Genomic DNA, 17,548 nt, shown 5'->3' on the forward strand with positions numbered 1-17,548 from the left:
CAACCCCTCTTTTACGCCGGGCTTTCTTTCTTCTTCAGGCGATAGTTGAGCTGCGGGCGGGTGATGCCGAGCAGGCGCGCCGCGCCTGACAGATTGCCCTTTGCCTCCTTGACTGCGTGCTGGATCAACGCCTGCTCGAGGCTGTCCAGCCCGATGCCGGCGGCGATGACCTGGCTGCACAGGGTATTCGTGGCGTCGTCGGCGGTCGCTGAGCTGAGGCTGCCGGCGTCATCGATGCCTTCCTGACGGGCCTCGAAGTCCTGCGGGCCGGCGAACAGGTGTTCGACCTCGATCCATTCGTCCTGCGGGGCGAGAATCACGCCGCGCTCAATGGTGTTCTCAAGCTCGCGGATATTGCCGGGCCAGGCGTGTCCTTTCAACGCGCGTAGCGCCTTGTCGGTGACGCCGGCGATGCGCTTGCCGTGCAGTGCGCCGAAACGCTTCAGCATGGCCTCCACCAGCAGCGGAATGTCGGCGACCCGCTCACGCAGTGGCGGGATAACGACCGGATAGACGTTGAGCCGGTAGAACAGGTCGCTGCGGAAGCGCCCGGCCTTGACCGCGGCATGCAGGTCCACGTTGGTGGCTGCCACCAGACGCACGTTGATCTTGCGCGTGCGGTCATCGCCGAGGCGCTCGATTTCGCCTTCCTGCAACACGCGCAGCAGCTTGGCCTGGGCGGCCAGTGGCAGTTCGCCGACCTCGTCGAGGAACAGGGTGCCGCCGTCGGCGCGCTCGAACTTGCCCATCCGCGACACCTGCGCGCCGGTGAAGGCGCCGCGCTCGACGCCGAAGAGTTCCGATTCGATGAGGTCGTGGGGCAGGGCCGCACAGTTGATCGCCACGAAGGGACCGGCGGTGCGGGGACTCATCTCGTGTAGGGCACGGGCGAAGCGCTCCTTGCCAACCCCGGTTTCGCCGAGCAGCAGCACCGTGACCTGGGTGGCGGCGGCCTTGTCGATCAGTGTGTAAGCGTGGCGGAAACCGGCCGACGAGCCGATCAGGCTGGGGGGTGGCAGGCGGCGTTCAAGGGTGGCGCGCAGCGCATCGACCTCGCTGCGCAATTCGAGCATGCGGCTGACGATGGAGTCGGCCTCATAGTAGGGCGTGTAGTCGGCGGCGTCAGGCCATTCCTCCACCGGTTTGCCTACGATGCGGCAGCGGTTGCGGCCGGTGGCGACGCACTCGGTCTCCTTGAACAGGATGAAGCGACCCATGAAGGCTGAGGTGTAGCCCGATGCGTAGCCGATCTGCATCCAGCACACCGGATGTTCCGAGTGGCCGAACTCACGCACGTGGACTTCCGCCTCGACGGAGTTCTCCCACAGAAAGTCGCCGTAGAAGTGACTGGCGTCCTTGTCGAAGTCGAGCTTGATTGGGGTGACGTGCACCATGCCTTCCAGCATGTGCAGCTGGGGGCCGACCACGAAGGCGTCCTGCAGGCTTTGGTCGCCGCGGATTTTTTTTGCCAGTTCGGCATCTCGGGCGCCGGCGGCGTAGCCCATGCGGGTCAGGATGCGGCGGGCCTGGTCGATGCCGACCGAGTTGATGAGTTCCTTGCGCAGTTCGGACAGGGCCGCCGCGTGCATCAGGATCATGCGGCTTTCGTGGAGCCAGATCAGGCCCTTCTCGGAACAGAAGCGCACGAGGCTGCGCAGATCGGCGTTCTGCGGGTAATGGATGTCGCTCACGATGTCTCCTCCAGCGTCTTCCGCCGCTTGATAGGAATAATGATGGCCGGCGCAATGCCGGGCGGCGGGAGACAGGGTCTTATACCACGTGGCCGATATGGGCCTGCGGACGCTCCGCACAGCGGAGTGCCGATTCCTCATCAGCTTGCGTTATAAGATTATTGGCGATAATAATACATAATCTCGAGAAAAATGAAACCGGACCGATTCGCCATCCAGAGCGAGCAATCCGGATCGATGATGTGCCAGGAGGAGACCATGGCCCAGAAGTACCTGATCCATATCGGAAACAGCGGTGAGGATTACACCTGCGATGCCGAGCTGAACCTGTTGCGCGGCATGGAAGTGCTGGGACGGCGGGGCATCCCGGTTGGCTGCCGAGGCGGCGGCTGCGGGATCTGCAAGGTGGCGATCCAGTCCGGCAGCTACGAGGCACGCAAGATGAGCCGCGACTGCGTGAGCGCCGAAGAGGAGGCCAGCGGCGTGGTGCTGGCTTGTCGTGTCTTTCCCCGCGGCGAGATGTCCCTGACAGTGGTCGGCAAGATGGTCAAGGCGCTGGAGCGGGGAATGGAAAAAAACACGGGGGCGCCCGTGGACGCCCCCGCTGCACCCCCGGCCAGGCCGGCAGGCTAGACCGTCGGACTCAGAATGGCTGCGGCCGTGGCGTCGTGTCGACGGACGGCGGCAGCAAGGGCAGCTTGAAGGACGGCTGCTGGCCGGTGAGGGCCTTCAGGAAGGCGACGATCTTCGCGTTTTCCTCGGCGCTGAACTTGCGGCCCAGCTGCAGGCGACCCATGGTATCCACCGCTTCGCCAAGGGTTGCCGCGCCGCCGTCGTGGAAGTACGGATAGGTGAGCTCCACGTTGCGCAGCGTGGGCACCTTGAACAGGAAGCGGTCAGCGTCTTTGCCGGTTACCGCGATGCGCCCTTCGGCCGGGCTGTTCGCCTTGTAGGCCTCTACCACTCCCATCTTCTGGAAGGAATTGCCACCGACGGCCGGGCCGTTGTGGCAGGCCACGCAGCCGCTGTCCTTGAACAGCTTGTAGCCGGCTAGCTCTTCCGTATTCAGCGCTTTCTTGTTGCCCTTCAACCACTGGTCGAAGCGCGAATTGGGCGTTACCAGAGTTTCTTCGAAGGCGGCAATCGCGCCGGTGATGCGGTCCACGTTGACCTCGTCCGAACCGAAGGCCTTGCGGAAGGCCGTCACGTAGCCGGGGATGGTCTTCAGCGTATCGACGGCGAGTTCGTGGCTGAAGGCCATCTCGCCGGGGTTGGCGATCGGCCCGCCGGCCTGCGCCTTGAGGTCGGCCGCGCGGCCATCCCAGAACTGGGCCAGGTTATAGCGAGCATTGAGCACCGTCGGTGAATTGATCGGCCCTTTCTGCCAGCCGTGACCGATGGAGCTCTTGAGGTTGTCGCTACCACCCATGGACAGGTTGTGGCAGGAGTTGCAGGAGATGAAGCCCGACTTGGACAGGCGCGGATCGAAGAACAAGGCCTTGCCCAGCTCGACGGCGGCAGGGTTGCCGATTTTGGGCGGCACGATGGGCTGGATCGGTTCGGTGGTCGGCGCCGCATGGGCGCTGCCGATGGCGCAAGCCGCGAGGCCGAGGATGGAAAGACTGTGGTTCAGGTTCACGAAGAACTCCTTGTGGATTTGAGGATGGCCGGTGCTGCCGCTTGGAAAGCCCGTACGGCGAGTCCCGGATATTCATCCCGGAGGTTTAAGGAATCCTTAAGGAATATGCAAATAGACATTTTGTATGTCAAATGCCTGTTTTGGGTTGTTTCCGTATCGATGCTCCCAGACGCGAGGGAAGCACCCGAGTGACTTAACCAGATCATCAAGCTGCGCTGCAGCATTTGATCAATTGATCAATCAATAAAATCTGCTTTTTCTAATAATCTCGAGAAAAAGCAGATTTTGTCTTTTCGGATCATGGGTTTGCTGGAACTGGTACGGGGCTTGATTAAGGAAGCCTGTCGCAGACCAGACCGAGAACACGATGACCGATCCGACCAGCCCTCCGCCCGTGGATGTGAACCGCAAGTACGTACGCCTGGTGGAGCGGCGCCCCGACGGCCTGGTGGAGTTCGAGTTCTCCATTTCCGACCCCGCGCTCTTCGTCGAGATGCTGTTGCCAGAGGCGGCCTACGAGGAGTTCTGCAAGACCAACCGGGTGATCCTCCTGGAGGGTTCCCGGCCGGAGGCGGAGGAGGACGGCGACTTCAACTGGAGCCTCCACGAGGCCACGCATCAACGCTTCAGATAAACCGGCCGGGCCGCATGCCCGGAATTTGAATAGAAGAAGGAGGAGAGACACCATGCAGATGGATCTGCGCACCGTCACCATCAAGCCGCAGCGGCAGACGTTCGACCACATCGCCCGCCGCATTGGCGCGGACAAGGCAGCGACCCGCTACCAGGAAGGTACGCTGGAAGTCCAGGCGACCCACAACTTCCACTACCGGCCGACCTGGGATCCGGACCACGAGATCTTCGACGCCTCCCGCAGCGCGATCAAGATGGCCGACTGGTACGCCTTCAAGGACCCGCGCCAGTTCTACTACGGTGCCTATACCCTGGCCCGCGCCAAGCAGCAGGAAACCGCCGAGTCCAACTTCGACTTCGTCGAAGGCCGTGGTCTGGCCGACACCCTGCCGGCCGAGCTGAAGGACACCGTGCTCAAGCTGCTGCTGCCGCTGCGCCACGCAGCTTGGGGCGGCAACATGAACGCTGCCTTCATCACTGCCTACGGTTACGGCACCGCGCTGACTCAGCCGTGCATCTACCACTCCATGGACATGCTGGGCATCGCCCAGTACATCACCCGCGTCGGCCTGCTGCTCGGCGACGACGTGGAGGTGCTCGACACCGCCAAGCAGAGCTGGATGGAAGACAGTGCCTGGCAGGGCCTGCGCCGCTACGTGGAAGACTGTTTCGTGCTGAAGGACCCGCTGGAGGTCTTCGTCGCCCAGATGGTGGCGCTGGACGGCCTGCTGTACCCGCTGGTGTACGAAACCATCATCGACAACGTGCTCTCGTCGAAGGGCGGCACGCCGATCGCGATGCTCACCCAGTTCATGACCGACTGGTTTGCTGAAACAAGGAAGTGGGTGGACGCCACGGTGAAGACCTCCGCCGCCGAATCTGCCGACAACAAGGCCCAGATGGAAACCTGGATCACCCACTGGCGCGACCGCGCCGCCGCAGCGCTGATGCCGATCGCCCAGATCGCCATCGGTAGCGAAGCAGACACCATCACCAGCGAGGTGGTGGACCAGTTCAACGCGCGCATGGCCAAGGCCGGCGTCAGCCTGTGAGAGGAAGCTCCATGTCCAAGGTATTCATCGCGCTGCAAACCAACGACGACACCCGTCAGATCATCCAGGCCATCCTCGCCGACAACCCCCATGCCGTCTGCAACGAGCAGCCGGCGATGGTGAAGATCGACGCCGAGGGTTCACTGGTCGTGCGCCGCTCGACCATCGAAGAGCTGATCGGCCGCGATTTCGACCTGCAGGAACTGCACATCAACCTGATTTCCCTCACGGGCAACGTCAACGAGACCGACGACGAGCTGACCCTGAGCTGGAACGCCTGAACCCTTCGAGGAGACACGCAAGATGGACATGAAAGTCGGCAAGAAGAAGCTGGGCCTCAAGGAGAAGTACCAGCACATGACCCGCGGCCTGGGCTGGGAAACCACCTACCAGTCGATGGACGACGTGTTCCCCTTCGTCAAGTACGAGGGCATCAAGATCCATGACTGGGACAAGTGGGAAGACCCGTTCCGCCTGACCATGGATGCCTACTGGAAGTACCAGGCCGAGAAAGAGCGCAAGCTGTACGCGATCATCGACGCCTACGCCCAGAACAACGGCCACCTCAACGTCACCGATGCGCGCTACATCAACGCAATCAAGCTGTTCCTGAACGGCATCAGCCCGCTGGAGTACATGGCCCATCGTGGCTTCGCGATGACCGGCCGCCAGTTCCCCGGCGTCGGCGCGCGGGTTGCGTGCCTGATGCAGTCTCTGGACGAGATCCGTCACGCCCAGACGCAGATCCATTCCCTCTCCAACTACAACAAGTACTACAACGGCTTCCACGAATACCGGCACATGCTGGAGCGCGTGTGGTACCTGTCGGTGCCGCGCTCCTTCTTCGACGACGCGGTGACCGCCGGCCCCTTCGAGTTCATGGTGGCGATCGGCTTCAGCTTCGAGTACGTGTTGACCAACCTGCTGTTCGTGCCCTTCGTGTCCGGTGCCGCCTACAACGGCGACATGGGCACCATGACCTTCGGCTTCTCCGCCCAGTCCGACGAAGCCCGCCACATGACGCTGGGCCTCGAAGTCATCAAGTTCGTGCTGGAGCAGGATCCGGACAATCTGCCCATCGTGCAGCAGTGGATCGACAAGTGGACCTGGCGCGGTTACCGCGTGCTGACTCTGGTCGGCATGATGATGGACTACATGCTGCCCAAGCGCATCATGAGCTGGAAGGAGGCTTGGGAGGTCTACTTCGAGGAGAACGGCGGTGCGCTGTTCAAGGACCTGGCCCGCTACGGTATCCGTCCGCCGAAGTGGCTGGACCAGATCGAGAAGGACAAGGACCACATCTCCCACCAGGCCTGGGCGACCTTCTACAACTACGCCGCGGCGTGCAACTTCCACACCTGGATTCCCACCGACGACGAACTGGACTGGCTGTCGCAGAAATACCCGAACAGCTTCGACAAGTACTACCGGCCGCGTCTGGAGCACTGGCGCGAGGAGGCCAAGAAGGGCAACCGCTTCTACAACAAGACGCTGCCGATGCTGTGCCAGACCTGCCAGATCCCGATGATCTTCACCGAGCCGGGCGACCCGACGCAGATCTGCTACCGGGAGGTGGACTACAAGGACAACAAGTACCACTTCTGTTCCGACGGCTGCAAAGAGATCTTTGAGCACGAGCCGGAGAAGTACATCCAGGCCTGGCTGCCGGTGCACCAGATCTACCAGGGCAACTGCTTTGAGGAAGGCGTCGATCCGACCGCCGAGGGTTTCGACCCGTTGTCTGCGGTGCTCGACTACTACCACTTGGCCCAGGGGCGCGACAACCTCGACTTCGAAGGTTCCGAGGACCAGAAGAATTTCGAGATGTGGCGCGGTATGGCGACCAAGAACGCCTGACAGACAGGGGGCACATCCGGCCGGCGCAGGTCGCCGGCTGGTCCCCAATATAGGAAAAATACAAGGAGACAACCATGGGCGTAGCCGCCATCAAGGAATATTCCTTCGAGTCCGCCGACCGGCTCGAGAACTTTCACGGCAACCAGCTGCTGTACATCGGCTGGGACCAGCACCTGCTGTTCTGTGCGCCGTTCTGCCTTCCGTTCCCGCCGAACATGCGCTTCGGCGACATCATCGACAAGGTGCTGCCGGGCGTCTTCGGCTATCACCCGGAGTTCGCGAAAGTCGACTGGAGCAAGGTCGAGTGGCTGAAGTCCAGCCAGCCCTGGCAGCCGGACTTCAACAAGACGCTGGCCGAACTGGGGCTCAAGCACAAGGACGTGCTGCGCTTCCGCACCCCCGGCCTTACCGGCATCAAGGGTTCTGCGAGCTGAATCATGTCCTACGAGCTGACCATCGAACCCCTCGGCCAGACCATCGAGGTCGAGGAGGGGCAGACCATTCTCGATGCCTCCCTGCGTGCCGGTATCTGGCTGCCCCACGCGTGCTGCCACGGTCTGTGTGCCACCTGCAAGGTGCAGGTGCTGGATGGGGAAGTGGACCACGGTGAAGCGTCGAGCTTCGCGTTGATGGATTTCGAGCGCACCGAGGGTAAGACGCTGGCCTGCTGCGCACGCCTCGAAAGCGACGTGACCATCGAAGCCGAGATCGAGGAAGAGCCGGACGCAGAATCCATCCCGGTGAAGGACTTCCCCGGCACCGTGAAGCGCATCGAGCAGCTCACGCCGACCATCAAGGGCATCTTCATCGAGCTCGACGAGGCCATTCATTTCCAGGCCGGCCAGTACATCAACCTGGACATTCCCGGCCTTGGTATCAGCCGCGCCTTCTCGCTGGCCAACGTGCCATCGACAGGGCGGGAGATCGAGCTCAACGTGCGCATCGTGCCCGGTGGCACAGGCACTGGCTACCTCCATGAGAAGCTGGCGGAAGGGGATCGGATGAAGCTGTCCGGCCCCTACGGCCGCTTCTTCGTGCGCAAGTCGGCCAATGTGCCGCTGCTCTTCATGGCTGGCGGCTCGGGGTTGTCCAGCCCGCGCAGCATGATCCTCGACCTGCTGGCCGAGGGCAGCACGCTGCCGATCACGCTGGTGTACGGTCAGCGCAGCCGCGCCGAGCTGTACTACCACGACGAGTTCCTGGCGCTGGCGGAGAAGCACCTCAACTTCACCTACGTGCCGGCCCTGTCGGACGAGCCGGCGGACTCCGCCTGGCAAGGCTTCCGGGGTTACGTGCACGAAGCGGCCAAGGCCCATTTCGACAACGACTTCCGCGGCCGCAAGGCCTACCTGTGCGGCCCGCCTATGATGATCGACGCTTGCATCTCGACTTTGATGCAGGGGCGCTTGTTCGAGAACGACATCTATACGGAGAAGTTCTTCTCGGCTGCGGATGCGCAGCAGGTGCGCAGCCCGTTGTTCAAGCGGGTTTGATCAATAAATCGATATAAAAATAAAATCTCGAGAATAAATTGACTTATCGAGATGAGAGTTTAAGATAAACACAGTGCTCGCCGGGTCGGGAAACCCGCCGTAAGGCGGCTTCCCGGGCGATGCCGGCATCCACAAGGACAAGAGGAGATTACGAATGGCAATGACCGGAGTTCTGCGTCCCGGCCACATGCAGCTGCGCGTGCTGGATCTGGAAGAGGGCGTCAATCACTACAAGAATGTGCTGGGCCTCATCGAAACTGGCCGCGACGCCCAAGGCCGCGTGTACTTCAAGGCCTGGGACGAGCGCGATCACAACAGCCTGATCCTGCGCGAGGCGGAGTCCGCTGGCATGGACTTCTTCGCCTTTAAGGTGGCGGACAAGGCCACGCTGGAAAGGCTCAATAGCGATCTTCGGGCCTACGGCGTCCAGACCGAGCGCATCCCCGCCGGCGAGCTGCTGGAAACCGGCGAGCGCGTGCGTTTCGAAATCCCGTCCGGTCACCAGATCGAGCTCTACGCCGAGAAGACCGACGTCGGCAACGGCATGACGTATGTCAATCCGGACCCGTGGACGCCCGATGCCGAGCGCGGCATCGCTCCGGTGCGCCTCGACCACTGTCTGCTCTACGGCCCGGACATCGAGAAGGTACAGAAGCTGTTCGAGGACGTGCTGGGCTTCTACCTCGTCGAGCGCGTGCTGATGGAAGATGGCGAGACCAATCTGGCGATCTGGCTGTCCTGCTCCCACAAGGCCCACGACATTGCCTTCGTGCGCCACCCGGAGCCGGGCAAGCTACACCACGTGTCCTTCCTGCTCGATACCTGGGAAAAGGTCCTGCGCGCCGCCGACATCATGTCCATGAACAAGGTGTCCATCGACATCGGCCCGACCCGACACGGCGTGACCCGCGGCACCACGATCTACGCCTTCGATCCATCCGGCAACCGCTTCGAAACCTTCTGTGGCGGCTACCAGCCTTACCCGGACTACGCGCCGATCACCTGGACTTGGGAAGAGGTCGGCACCGGCGTGTTCTACCACGACCGCAAGCTAAACGAGCGTTTCCTGACGGTCGTTTCCTGAACGCCTGAAGGCGGCCGGGCTGCACCCGGTCGCCCCCCGACGGGGCAAGGAAATCCGCAGTTTCCTGGGTGTCCTTCAATGACGCCGGCCGGCCGCGGTGCCCGCGGTCAGGCCAGCACCCAGCGCGGCCGCCTCGACAGGGCGGCCCAGCAGGTAGCCCTGCACCTCGTGGCAGCCGATGCCCGCCAGGAAATCCAGCTGTTCGCGGGTTTCCACCCCTTCGGCAATCACCCTCAGCTTCAGCGACTGGCCCATGCGCACGATGGCTTCGGCGATGGCCCGGTCTTCCTCGTCGTCGGGGATGTCCTTGACGAAGGAGCGGTCCACCTTCAGCTTGCTGACCTGGAAGCGTTTCAGGTAGGCCAGGCTCGAATAGCCGGTGCCAAAATCATCAATGGCCACCGACATGCCCAGATTGCGCACATAGGCGATCAGCTCGATGAAACGGGCGGCGTCGCTCATCAGCGCCGATTCGGTCAGCTCCAGCTCGATCAGCTGCGGCGCCACGCCGGTGTCCCGCAGCACGGCGGCCAGCGTGGCGGAGAAGTCGTCCCGGTGCAGTTGCACCGCCGACACATTGACGGCGATCTTGATGGGCTGGCCGCTGTCGGCCCATTCCCGGGCCTGTCGGCAGGATTCGTGCAGCGCCCATTCGCCGATCGGCAGGATCAGGCCGGTGTCCTCGGCCAGCGGGATGAAGCGTGCCGGGCTGATTTCACCGTATTGGGGTGAGCGCCAGCGCATCAGGGCTTCGGCGCCGATCATGTGGCTGTCGCCGATGGCGAACTGGGGCTGGTAGACCAGGCGCAGCTCGCCGGTCCCGAGGGCACGGCGCAGATGCGTGGTGAGGGACAGGCGCTCGGCCGAGTCCTGGTTCATGCGTTCGTCGAAGAAGCTGAAGGTGGCGCGGCCGCGGGCCTTGGCATGGTACATGGCCATGTCGGCCTTCTTCAGCAGGGTGTCGAAGTCCTGGCCATCGCCTGGCGCCACGGCGACGCCCAGTGTTCCGGTGGCGGTCAGCGCGTGGCCGCCGAGGTCGAAGGGCTTTTCCAGGGCACGGCAGATCTTCTCTGCTACAGCGGCGTAGAAGCGCGTCGACTCGTCCCCTTCGACGAGAATGATGAACTCATCGCCGCCGAGGCGGCTGATCGTATCGCTGTGCCGCAGGCAGCCGGCCAGGCGGTTGGTTACGGCCATCAGCAGGTCGTCGCCGATGGCATGGCCGAGGGTATCGTTGATGTGCTTGAACTGATCCAGGTCGAGGAAGAACATTCCCAGCGTGCCACTGTTGCGGACGCTGCGCTGGAAGGACTGTTCGAACCGGTCACGCAGCAGGATGCGGTTGGGGAGGCCGGTCAGCGCGTCATGGTGGGCCATGTACTGGATCTGCGCCTCGGCAGCCTTGCGGGCGCTGATGTCGCTGAAGGCCGCCACGTAATGGGCGACGCTGGCATCGGGGTTGCGCACGACGCGGATCGTCAGCCACTTGGGGTAGACGCGGCCGCTCTTGTGGCGGTCCATGATTTCGCCCTCCCAGCGGTCGTCCTGCTCCAGGGCGTCCCACAGGGCCTTGTAGAAGCCGGCGTCGTGCTGGCCCGACTTGAGCATGGACGGAGTCTTGCCCAGCACTTCGGCGGCGCCGTAGCCCGTGATGGTGGTGAAGGCCGAATTGACGCTTTCGATGCGGTTGTCCGCATCGGTGACCATCAGTGCCTCGTTGCTGTGGTTGAAGACCAGCTGCGCCAGTTCCAGCTGGGCATGCTGCTCGCGCTGGCGGGTGATGTCGCTGAAGACCCAGATCGAGCCTTCGCCGCCGCTGCGGGCATCCAGCGGGCGGCCGGACAGGCGGATCCACAAGGGGCTACCGTCCTTGCGAACCATGCGGATGTCGCCTTCACTGTAACCCCGGCTGGCCAGATCGCGGTAGATGCGTCCGCCCACCTCCAGATAGTCGGCGTGGCTCGGATAGAGGATCTCGGTACGCTGGCCGATCAGGTCGGACGGGGAATGGAAGCCGAAGATCGCCGCCATGTGCTGGTTGGCATCGAGGATCAGGCGGTCCCGGCAGAAGATGATGCCGACGTGGGCGTTGTCGAAGATCGCCCGTTGCTGGACCAGCAGCCGGCCGATGCGGGCTTCGCCTTCCTTCAGGGACGTGACGTCGCTGACGGTGAGCACGAAGCCTTCGTCGGGCATCGGGAAGCGCCCCAACTCCAGTTCCGCGCCGTCGTCGGCGTGCTGCTCAAAGCGTGTAGCGCGGGTCTGCGGGCTGAGGCCGGGCGGGCACAGGCGGGCGACCACGGCGCTGTGGCGACGCATGGTCGCAAGGGGGCTGCCCGTTTCGGCCAGGTGGGTTGGCAGGGCGAGCAGCGTGAAGAAGCGCCGGTTGCAGGCCACCAGATGTTCGTCCTGACCGAATACCGCAATGCCCTGGTCGATGCTGTCCAGCGTGGACTGCAGCAACTGGGACTTGCGGGCCAGGGCTTGCTGGCGCAGCAGGGCCTCCTCCGCCTTCAGGTCGGTCACGTCTGAATAGATGCCCACCAGGCCGCCGTCGTCCATGCGTCGTTCGCGGATCTGAAGGATTTGTCCCGACGGCAGCTTCAGCTCGCTGCGCTCGCGCCTGTTCCGGCAGGCCTGCAGGCGGTGGGGCAGGGTAGGGTCAGTGGCGCAGGCGGCGAGCAGCTCGCGAAAAGGACGCCCGCCGAGGTGGCCGCCAAGCCCCCACAGGCGGCGGAAAGCCTCGTTGCACAGCAGGATGCGGTCGTCGGCATCGAACAGCGCGAAGCCGTCGGACATGTTGTCCATCGCCGCCTCCAGCTGGTGGCGGGCCGCGCTGGCTTCGGAGGACATCTCGCGCAGGGCCTTCAGCGTGGCAACCAGCTCCTCGGTGCGCTGGCGGATCTGCTCCTCCAGCATGAAGGTGGTCTGCAGCAGGCCGTAGTCCTGTCCGGGGGCGGAGGGGTTGCTTTCGGCCTGGTAAACCAGGGCCTCGATGATGCGGTCCCGGCGCGCGATCTCCGCGCGCAGGCCGGCCGCATCGTCCGGGGCGCAGCGCAGGTCTTCGGTACGGCTCATCGTCCGGGCCCCTTGCCAAAGGCGATGCCGGTGAAGGTCTGGTTGAGGTGCAGGCCGCGGAACTGCTCGCCAAACGTGTTGAAGCCGATGACGCGGCCCTTGGCGAAACAGCGCCCCACCGCGTCGGCAAGGCCCGTCTCGGTGGCCGCCAGGCGCCGCAGGATGCAGTCACAGCCGAGGATCAGTTCCGCCTCGCCGACTGCTTCGGAAGCGCTGTCGAGGGCCTTGTCCAGATTGCTCAGCAGGTCTTCGCCATGGGCGATCTTGAAGACGATGCCGCGGTCGATGGCGCAGAAGAAGTCCAGGCTGCCGTCCGGGTTGGCGCGCTGGATGGAGCGCACGAAATCGGCGCCGCCGATACGTACGAGCAACGGGTTGGCGGCGAAGACAGCCGGCGTCAGTCGCGCGACGCTGACGCCGAGGGCGCGGGCGTATTCATCCGCGGCGGGGCAGCCGTTCAGTTCGGTGACCCGGCGCTCGGCGGGACTTGCGCCAGTGACGATCAGCCGTTCGTCAGTGGGAGTGAAGTGCTGAGTCTGGAACACATCCAGCCGGCGGTGGCTGACGCCTACCAGCAGCACGGCCGCGTTATCCACCAGGCGCCCCTTGTAGATCACCCGCGTATCGACGAAGTGCAGGTCATCCCCGGCCGAGCCGCCGGACAGGGGAATGCCGCCAAGGCCGTCGTGGAACGCGCGGGCGACGCTTTCCTCACGGCCGCACAGGCCATCCACCAGCATGAAGGCGAAGCAGGACAGGCCGTCGAGGCGGCTGTGGCGGGTCTGCAGGGCGTTGCGCAGGTCGCGGGCGAAGGCCGCCATGCGGTGCGGATCGAGGCGGTCGAGGCCGTCGAGCAGACCGATCTCGAAATCGATCACATCGTCGCTGAGGGAGGCGCCGGCCAGGCTGGCCTGCTGGTAGCCGCGCGGTCCGATCTCTCCGGCCGTCGTACAGCCGATCAGCGGCGTCTGCCCGAAGGCATCGGCAAGGCCGGCTTCCAGTTGTTCCGGCGCGAAATTGCTGGAGGCGAACACCACCGACAGGCGATCCGGGGCGGGGGTCAGCTTCTCGGCGAGTTGGCGAGCGGCCGCCGTCGCGTCCGCATGATGGCTTTCGCCGACGCGGATGCCCTTTGCCGGGACTCCGTTGGCAGGGTGGGGCGTCATTGTAGTTTTGTCTCCTCGGCGTGGCACGTCTTCGCGGCCACTACGCGCCTGCGCGGGCGCGTTATAGGGAGGGAGATTAACGGAGCCGCTGGTGTATGTCTTTAGTTATATCTCACGAAAGTGGGTGAATAGCCCGGCTTTGCGCTAGTTGATGAAGTCCGCCGGCAACTGACGCACAGCGTCCAGTGTGCGCAGGATGTGATCGGACAGGATGCGCGTCGCCTCGGCACTGTTGCGGGCGAGGGCTGCATCGACGATGGCCTGGTGCTCGGCGTGGACGTCCCGCGGGATCGGCTGGCGGAACAGGGACAGGCGGCGGTAGCGCTCGGACTGGTGGTACAGGATGTTCTGGAAGTGGCGGATCCAGCGCGATGGGCAGGCCGAGATGAGCACCTCGTGGAAGGCCCGGTTGCGCAGCTCCCATTCCTCGCGGGTGCCCTTGGCGCCTTCGACGAGCTTTTCCTCGGCGCGGGACAGCATGTGGAAGGCCGCCACCACATTGGCTTCCCAGGTGTCGTCGCCGAGCTCGATGGACTGCTGCAGTGCGGAGGTTTCGAGCAGCACGCGGGTGCGGGTGATGTCCTCGAAGTCGTCCAGCGAAATCGGCGCCACGCGGAAGCCGCGTTGCCCCTGGGCCACCACCAGCGCGTCGGTGACGAGCAACTGCAACGCTTCGCGCAGCGTGCCGGCACCCACTTCATATTGATCCTTCAGGTGCTCGACCCGCAGCTTTTCGCCGGGGCGATGCAGGCCTTCGATGATGTCCCGGCGCAGCTGGCGGTAGGCCGCCTCGGCCAGGGTCTTGGGTTCGTCGGCCTCGCTGGCGAGGTCGGTGCTGCTGACTAGGTCGTTCATGGTGTGGAGTTCCGGTGTTTCTGGCGGTGCCTCGCGGGCGCCCGTTGCTTGTTATGAATTCTAGCCGAACCGGCTTGAAGCGATCATAATCAAAAATCTCGAGAAAAACTGTTGACGTCGAGATAAGAAGGAAATATCGTTCCATCAACGTCACTGATTCAGGACTGCCCACGATGAGCCAGCCTTCCGCCACCCCGCTTTCCGTTCCTCAAGCCGTGATCTCCGCCGAGGCAGCCGCCCTTGCGCTGCAGGCGGCGGTGGCGCACGCCAACAAGATCGGCGTGCGCATCAACGTGGCGGTGGCCGACAGCGGCGGCAACCTGGCTGGCTTCCTGCGCATGCCGGGCGCCTTCGTGCAGTCCATCGACATCGCCATCGACAAGGCCTACACGGCCGCGGGATTCGGTTTTTCAACCAAGGACTGGATGTCCGTTATCGGCCATGACGAAGGGATGAAGCTGGGCTTCTCCGCGCGGCCGCGCCTGGTGGTTTTCGGTGGTGGCCTGCCGATCCGCAGCGCGGACGGCCTGATCGGCGGCATCGGTGTGTCCGGTGCATCCGAAGCCCAGGACGAGGAATGCGCACGGGCGGCCCTCAAGGCCATCGGCGCCGAGTGAACAAGACAAGCTCTTCACCAAGAAGGACGAACAGCAGATGAAACTGATCAAGAACTTCATCAACGGAGAATTCGTCGAGGCCGCCGGCGGCCGCCTCTTCGAGAAGCGCTCTCCGCTGGACAACAGCGTCATCGCCCAGGTCAGCGAAGCCGGCCTGCCCGAAGTGAATGCGGCCGTCGCCGCCGGCCATGCGGCGCTGGAAGGCGAGTGGGGGCGCATCACCGTCGCCGACCGTGTCGAGCTGCTGTACGGCGTGGCCAACGAGATCAACCGCCGCTTCGAGGACTTCCTGGCCGCCGAAGTGGCCGATACCGGCAAGCCGCGCAGCCTGGCCAGCCACCTGGACATTCCCCGCGGCGCGGCCAACTTCAAGATCTTCGCCGACGTGGTGAAGAACGTCCCCACCGAGTTCTTCGAGATGGCCACGCCGGATGGTCGCGGCGCGATCAACTACGCGGTGCGCCGCCCGGTCGGCGTGGTTGGCGTGGTATGTCCGTGGAACCTGCCGCTGCTGCTGATGACCTGGAAGGTCGGCCCGGCGCTGGCCTGCGGCAATGCGGTGGTGGTCAAGCCCTCCGAGGAAACCCCGCAGACCGCCACGCTGCTCGGTGAGGTGATGAACGCGGTCGGCATCCCGAAGGGTGTCTACAACGTCGTGCATGGTTTCGGCCCGAACTCCGCTGGCGAATTCCTGACCCGCCACCAGGGCGTCAATGCGATCACCTTCACCGGTGAAACCCGCACCGGCGCTGCAATCATGAAGGCGGCTTCCGACGGTGCCCGTCCGGTGTCCTTGGAAATGGGCGGCAAGAACCCGGCTATCGTGTTCGCCGACGCCGATCTGGATGCGGCCATCGAAGGCACGCTGCGTTCCTGCTTCGCCAACTGCGGCCAGGTCTGCCTCGGCACCGAGCGCGTGTATGTGGAGCGCCCGCTGTTCGACAGCTTCGTCGCCCGCCTGAAGGCAGGCGCCGAGAAGCTGGTGGTCGGCCTGCCCGACAACCCGGAAACCGGCATGGGCCCGCTGATCTCCCTGGAGCACAAGCAGAAGGTGCTGTCCTACTACCGCAAGGCGGTGGAAGAGGGCGCCACGGTCGTCACTGGTGGTGGCGAGCCCGACATGCCGGGCAGCCTGAGCGAAGGCGCCTGGGTCCAGCCCACCATCTGGACCGGCCTGGGTGACGAAGCCGCCATTGCCCGCGAAGAAATCTTCGGCCCCTGCACGCTGGTGATGCCCTTCGACAGCGAAGAGGAAGTCGTCCGCCGCGCCAACACCACCACCTACGGCCTTGCCGCCTCGGTGTGGACCAAGGATGTGACCCGCGCCCACCGCGTCGCCGGCCGTCTGGAAGTGGGCCTGGTGTGGGTCAACTCCTGGTTCCTGCGCGACCTGCGTACGCCCTTCGGCGGTGCCAAGCAGTCCGGCATCGGCCGCGAAGGCGGCGTGCATTCCCTCGAGTTCTACACCGAACTCAAGAACGTCTGCGTCAAGCTCTGAGAGGAATTTGAAGATCATGAGCAGCAGTCCGTCCTCCCCGGAAATCGGCCGCTTCCTCCCGGCGGCCGGCCGGCAGACCAACGTCCATGACCTGGGCTCTGGCGAGCCGGTGCTGCTCATCCACGGTTCGGGGCCGGGCGTCACCGCCTGGGCCAACTGGCGGCTGGTGATGCCGGCCCTGGCCGCGGACCGTCGTGTCATCGCGCCGGACATGGCCGGCTTCGGCTACACCGAGCGCCTGCCCGGCGACGTGTATTCGATGGAAGACTGGGTCGCCCATGCAATCGGTGTGCTCGACGCTCTCGGCATCGAACGTACCGACCTGGTCGGCAACTCCTTCGGCGGTGCCATCGCACTGGCCCTGGCCATCCGCCATCCGCAGCGAGTCCGCCGGCTGGTGCTGATGGGCAGCGTTGGCGTGCCCTTCGAGATCACCCCGGCGCTGGATGCCGTGTGGGGCTATCAGCCGTCCTTCGAGGCGATGCGCGGTCTGCTCGACCTGTTCGCCCACGACCGCAATCTGGTTAACGATGAGCTCGCCCAGTTGCGTTACGAGGCCAGCATCCGCCCCGGCTTCCAGGAGTCCTTCGGTGCCATGTTCCCGGCCCCGCGCCAGCACTGGGTGGATGCGATGGCCAGCCGCGAGGCCGACATCCGCGCGCTGCCCAATCAGACCCTGGTGATCCACGGCCGCGAGGACAAGGTGATCCCGCTGCAGACCTCCCTGACCCTGGCCCGCTGGATTCCCCGCGCCCAACTCCACGTGTTCGGCCAGTGCGGCCACTGGACTCAGATCGAACACGCAGCCCGTTTCGCCCGTCTCGTCGCCGACTTCCTCGCCGAAGCCACCGACGCCGAACCCCAACCGCTTTCCTGAGAGAAATC

General features: G+C 64.2%; 16 protein-coding genes. 11 read left to right on the top strand and 5 right to left on the bottom strand.

Features of this window, described 5'->3' with window-relative positions:
• Positions 1–11 precede the first annotated feature (11 nt).
• The gene (locus tag AC1PPK_RS14515; protein WP_481113756.1) at positions 12–1,691 is read right to left on the bottom strand and encodes a sigma 54-interacting transcriptional regulator; all 1,680 of its coding nucleotides are present in this window, start codon (positions 1,689–1,691) and stop codon (positions 12–14) included.
• A 192-nt stretch (positions 1,692–1,883) separates the two neighbouring features.
• Between AC1PPK_RS14515 and AC1PPK_RS14520 the strand changes: the two genes are divergently transcribed.
• Positions 1,884–2,324 carry a 2Fe-2S iron-sulfur cluster-binding protein gene (locus AC1PPK_RS14520; protein ID WP_481113757.1) on the top strand — a complete coding sequence of 147 codons (441 nt, stop codon included), beginning with the start codon at positions 1,884–1,886 and terminating at the stop codon, positions 2,322–2,324.
• 10 nt (positions 2,325–2,334) lie between these two features.
• On the opposite strand, the gene AC1PPK_RS14525 is transcribed toward AC1PPK_RS14520, so the two are convergent.
• On the bottom strand, positions 2,335–3,330 hold the full coding sequence (locus AC1PPK_RS14525; RefSeq protein WP_481113758.1) for a cytochrome-c peroxidase: 996 nt from the start codon (positions 3,328–3,330) through the stop codon (positions 2,335–2,337).
• A 367-nt stretch (positions 3,331–3,697) separates the two neighbouring features.
• On the opposite strand from AC1PPK_RS14525, the gene AC1PPK_RS14530 reads away from it, so the two are divergent.
• The 7 genes from AC1PPK_RS14530 (at position 3,698) to AC1PPK_RS14560 (ending at position 9,449) form a co-directional block, all read left to right on the top strand.
• Positions 3,698–3,964, top strand: a complete 267-nt coding sequence (locus AC1PPK_RS14530) for a phenol hydroxylase subunit (RefSeq protein ID WP_481113759.1) — start codon at positions 3,698–3,700, stop codon at positions 3,962–3,964.
• Between the two features lie 52 nt (positions 3,965–4,016).
• Positions 4,017–5,015, top strand: a complete 999-nt coding sequence (locus AC1PPK_RS14535; RefSeq protein ID WP_481113760.1) for an aromatic/alkene monooxygenase hydroxylase subunit beta — start codon at positions 4,017–4,019, stop codon at positions 5,013–5,015.
• Positions 5,016–5,026: 11 nt separating this feature from the next.
• Positions 5,027–5,296, top strand: coding sequence for an MmoB/DmpM family protein (locus tag AC1PPK_RS14540; RefSeq protein WP_481113761.1), 270 nt, complete (start codon positions 5,027–5,029; stop codon positions 5,294–5,296).
• 22 nt (positions 5,297–5,318) lie between these two features.
• Entirely contained in the window at positions 5,319–6,872 is a 1,554-nt protein-coding gene (locus tag AC1PPK_RS14545) for an aromatic/alkene/methane monooxygenase hydroxylase/oxygenase subunit alpha (RefSeq protein ID WP_481113762.1), read from the top strand.
• A 74-nt stretch (positions 6,873–6,946) separates the two neighbouring features.
• Positions 6,947–7,306 (top strand): phenol hydroxylase subunit P4, encoded by a 360-nt coding sequence (locus AC1PPK_RS14550; RefSeq protein WP_481113763.1) that lies wholly within the window; start codon positions 6,947–6,949, stop codon positions 7,304–7,306.
• 3 nt (positions 7,307–7,309) lie between these two features.
• Positions 7,310–8,365: a 2Fe-2S iron-sulfur cluster-binding protein gene (locus AC1PPK_RS14555; RefSeq protein WP_481113764.1), complete on the top strand. Its 1,056-nt coding sequence runs from the start codon at positions 7,310–7,312 to the stop codon at positions 8,363–8,365.
• 154 nt (positions 8,366–8,519) lie between these two features.
• Positions 8,520–9,449 carry a catechol 2,3-dioxygenase gene (locus AC1PPK_RS14560; protein ID WP_481113765.1) on the top strand — a complete coding sequence of 310 codons (930 nt, stop codon included), beginning with the start codon at positions 8,520–8,522 and terminating at the stop codon, positions 9,447–9,449.
• A 75-nt stretch (positions 9,450–9,524) separates the two neighbouring features.
• Here the strand turns inward: AC1PPK_RS14560 and AC1PPK_RS14565 are convergent, their stop codons facing one another.
• The 3 genes from AC1PPK_RS14565 to AC1PPK_RS14575 all read right to left on the bottom strand — a co-directional run bounded on the left by AC1PPK_RS14565 (position 9,525) and on the right by AC1PPK_RS14575 (position 14,548).
• The gene (locus AC1PPK_RS14565; RefSeq protein ID WP_481113766.1) at positions 9,525–12,527 is read right to left on the bottom strand and encodes an EAL domain-containing protein; all 3,003 of its coding nucleotides are present in this window, start codon (positions 12,525–12,527) and stop codon (positions 9,525–9,527) included.
• Complete coding sequence (locus tag AC1PPK_RS14570) at positions 12,524–13,693, bottom strand: FIST N-terminal domain-containing protein (protein ID WP_481113767.1); 1,170 nt, start codon at positions 13,691–13,693, stop codon at positions 12,524–12,526. The genes AC1PPK_RS14565 and AC1PPK_RS14570 overlap by 4 nt, the downstream gene beginning before the upstream one ends.
• A gap of 144 nt (positions 13,694–13,837) precedes the next feature.
• Positions 13,838–14,548, bottom strand: a complete 711-nt coding sequence (locus tag AC1PPK_RS14575; protein WP_481113768.1) for an FCD domain-containing protein — start codon at positions 14,546–14,548, stop codon at positions 13,838–13,840.
• Positions 14,549–14,721: 173 nt separating this feature from the next.
• Between AC1PPK_RS14575 and AC1PPK_RS14580 the strand changes: the two genes are divergently transcribed.
• From AC1PPK_RS14580 to AC1PPK_RS14590, 3 genes are read left to right on the top strand one after another with little or no spacing between them, the layout of a single operon-like run.
• Positions 14,722–15,165 (top strand): GlcG/HbpS family heme-binding protein, encoded by a 444-nt coding sequence (locus AC1PPK_RS14580; protein WP_481113769.1) that lies wholly within the window; start codon positions 14,722–14,724, stop codon positions 15,163–15,165.
• A gap of 37 nt (positions 15,166–15,202) precedes the next feature.
• On the top strand, positions 15,203–16,663 hold the full coding sequence (locus tag AC1PPK_RS14585) for a 2-hydroxymuconic semialdehyde dehydrogenase (RefSeq protein ID WP_481113770.1): 1,461 nt from the start codon (positions 15,203–15,205) through the stop codon (positions 16,661–16,663).
• Positions 16,664–16,679: 16 nt separating this feature from the next.
• A complete protein-coding gene (locus tag AC1PPK_RS14590) occupies positions 16,680–17,540 on the top strand; it encodes an alpha/beta fold hydrolase (protein ID WP_481113771.1) in 861 nt (286 codons plus the stop codon).
• Positions 17,541–17,548: the final 8 nt, after the last annotated feature.

This window comes from Zoogloea sp. JDB1, from assembly GCF_056724025.1.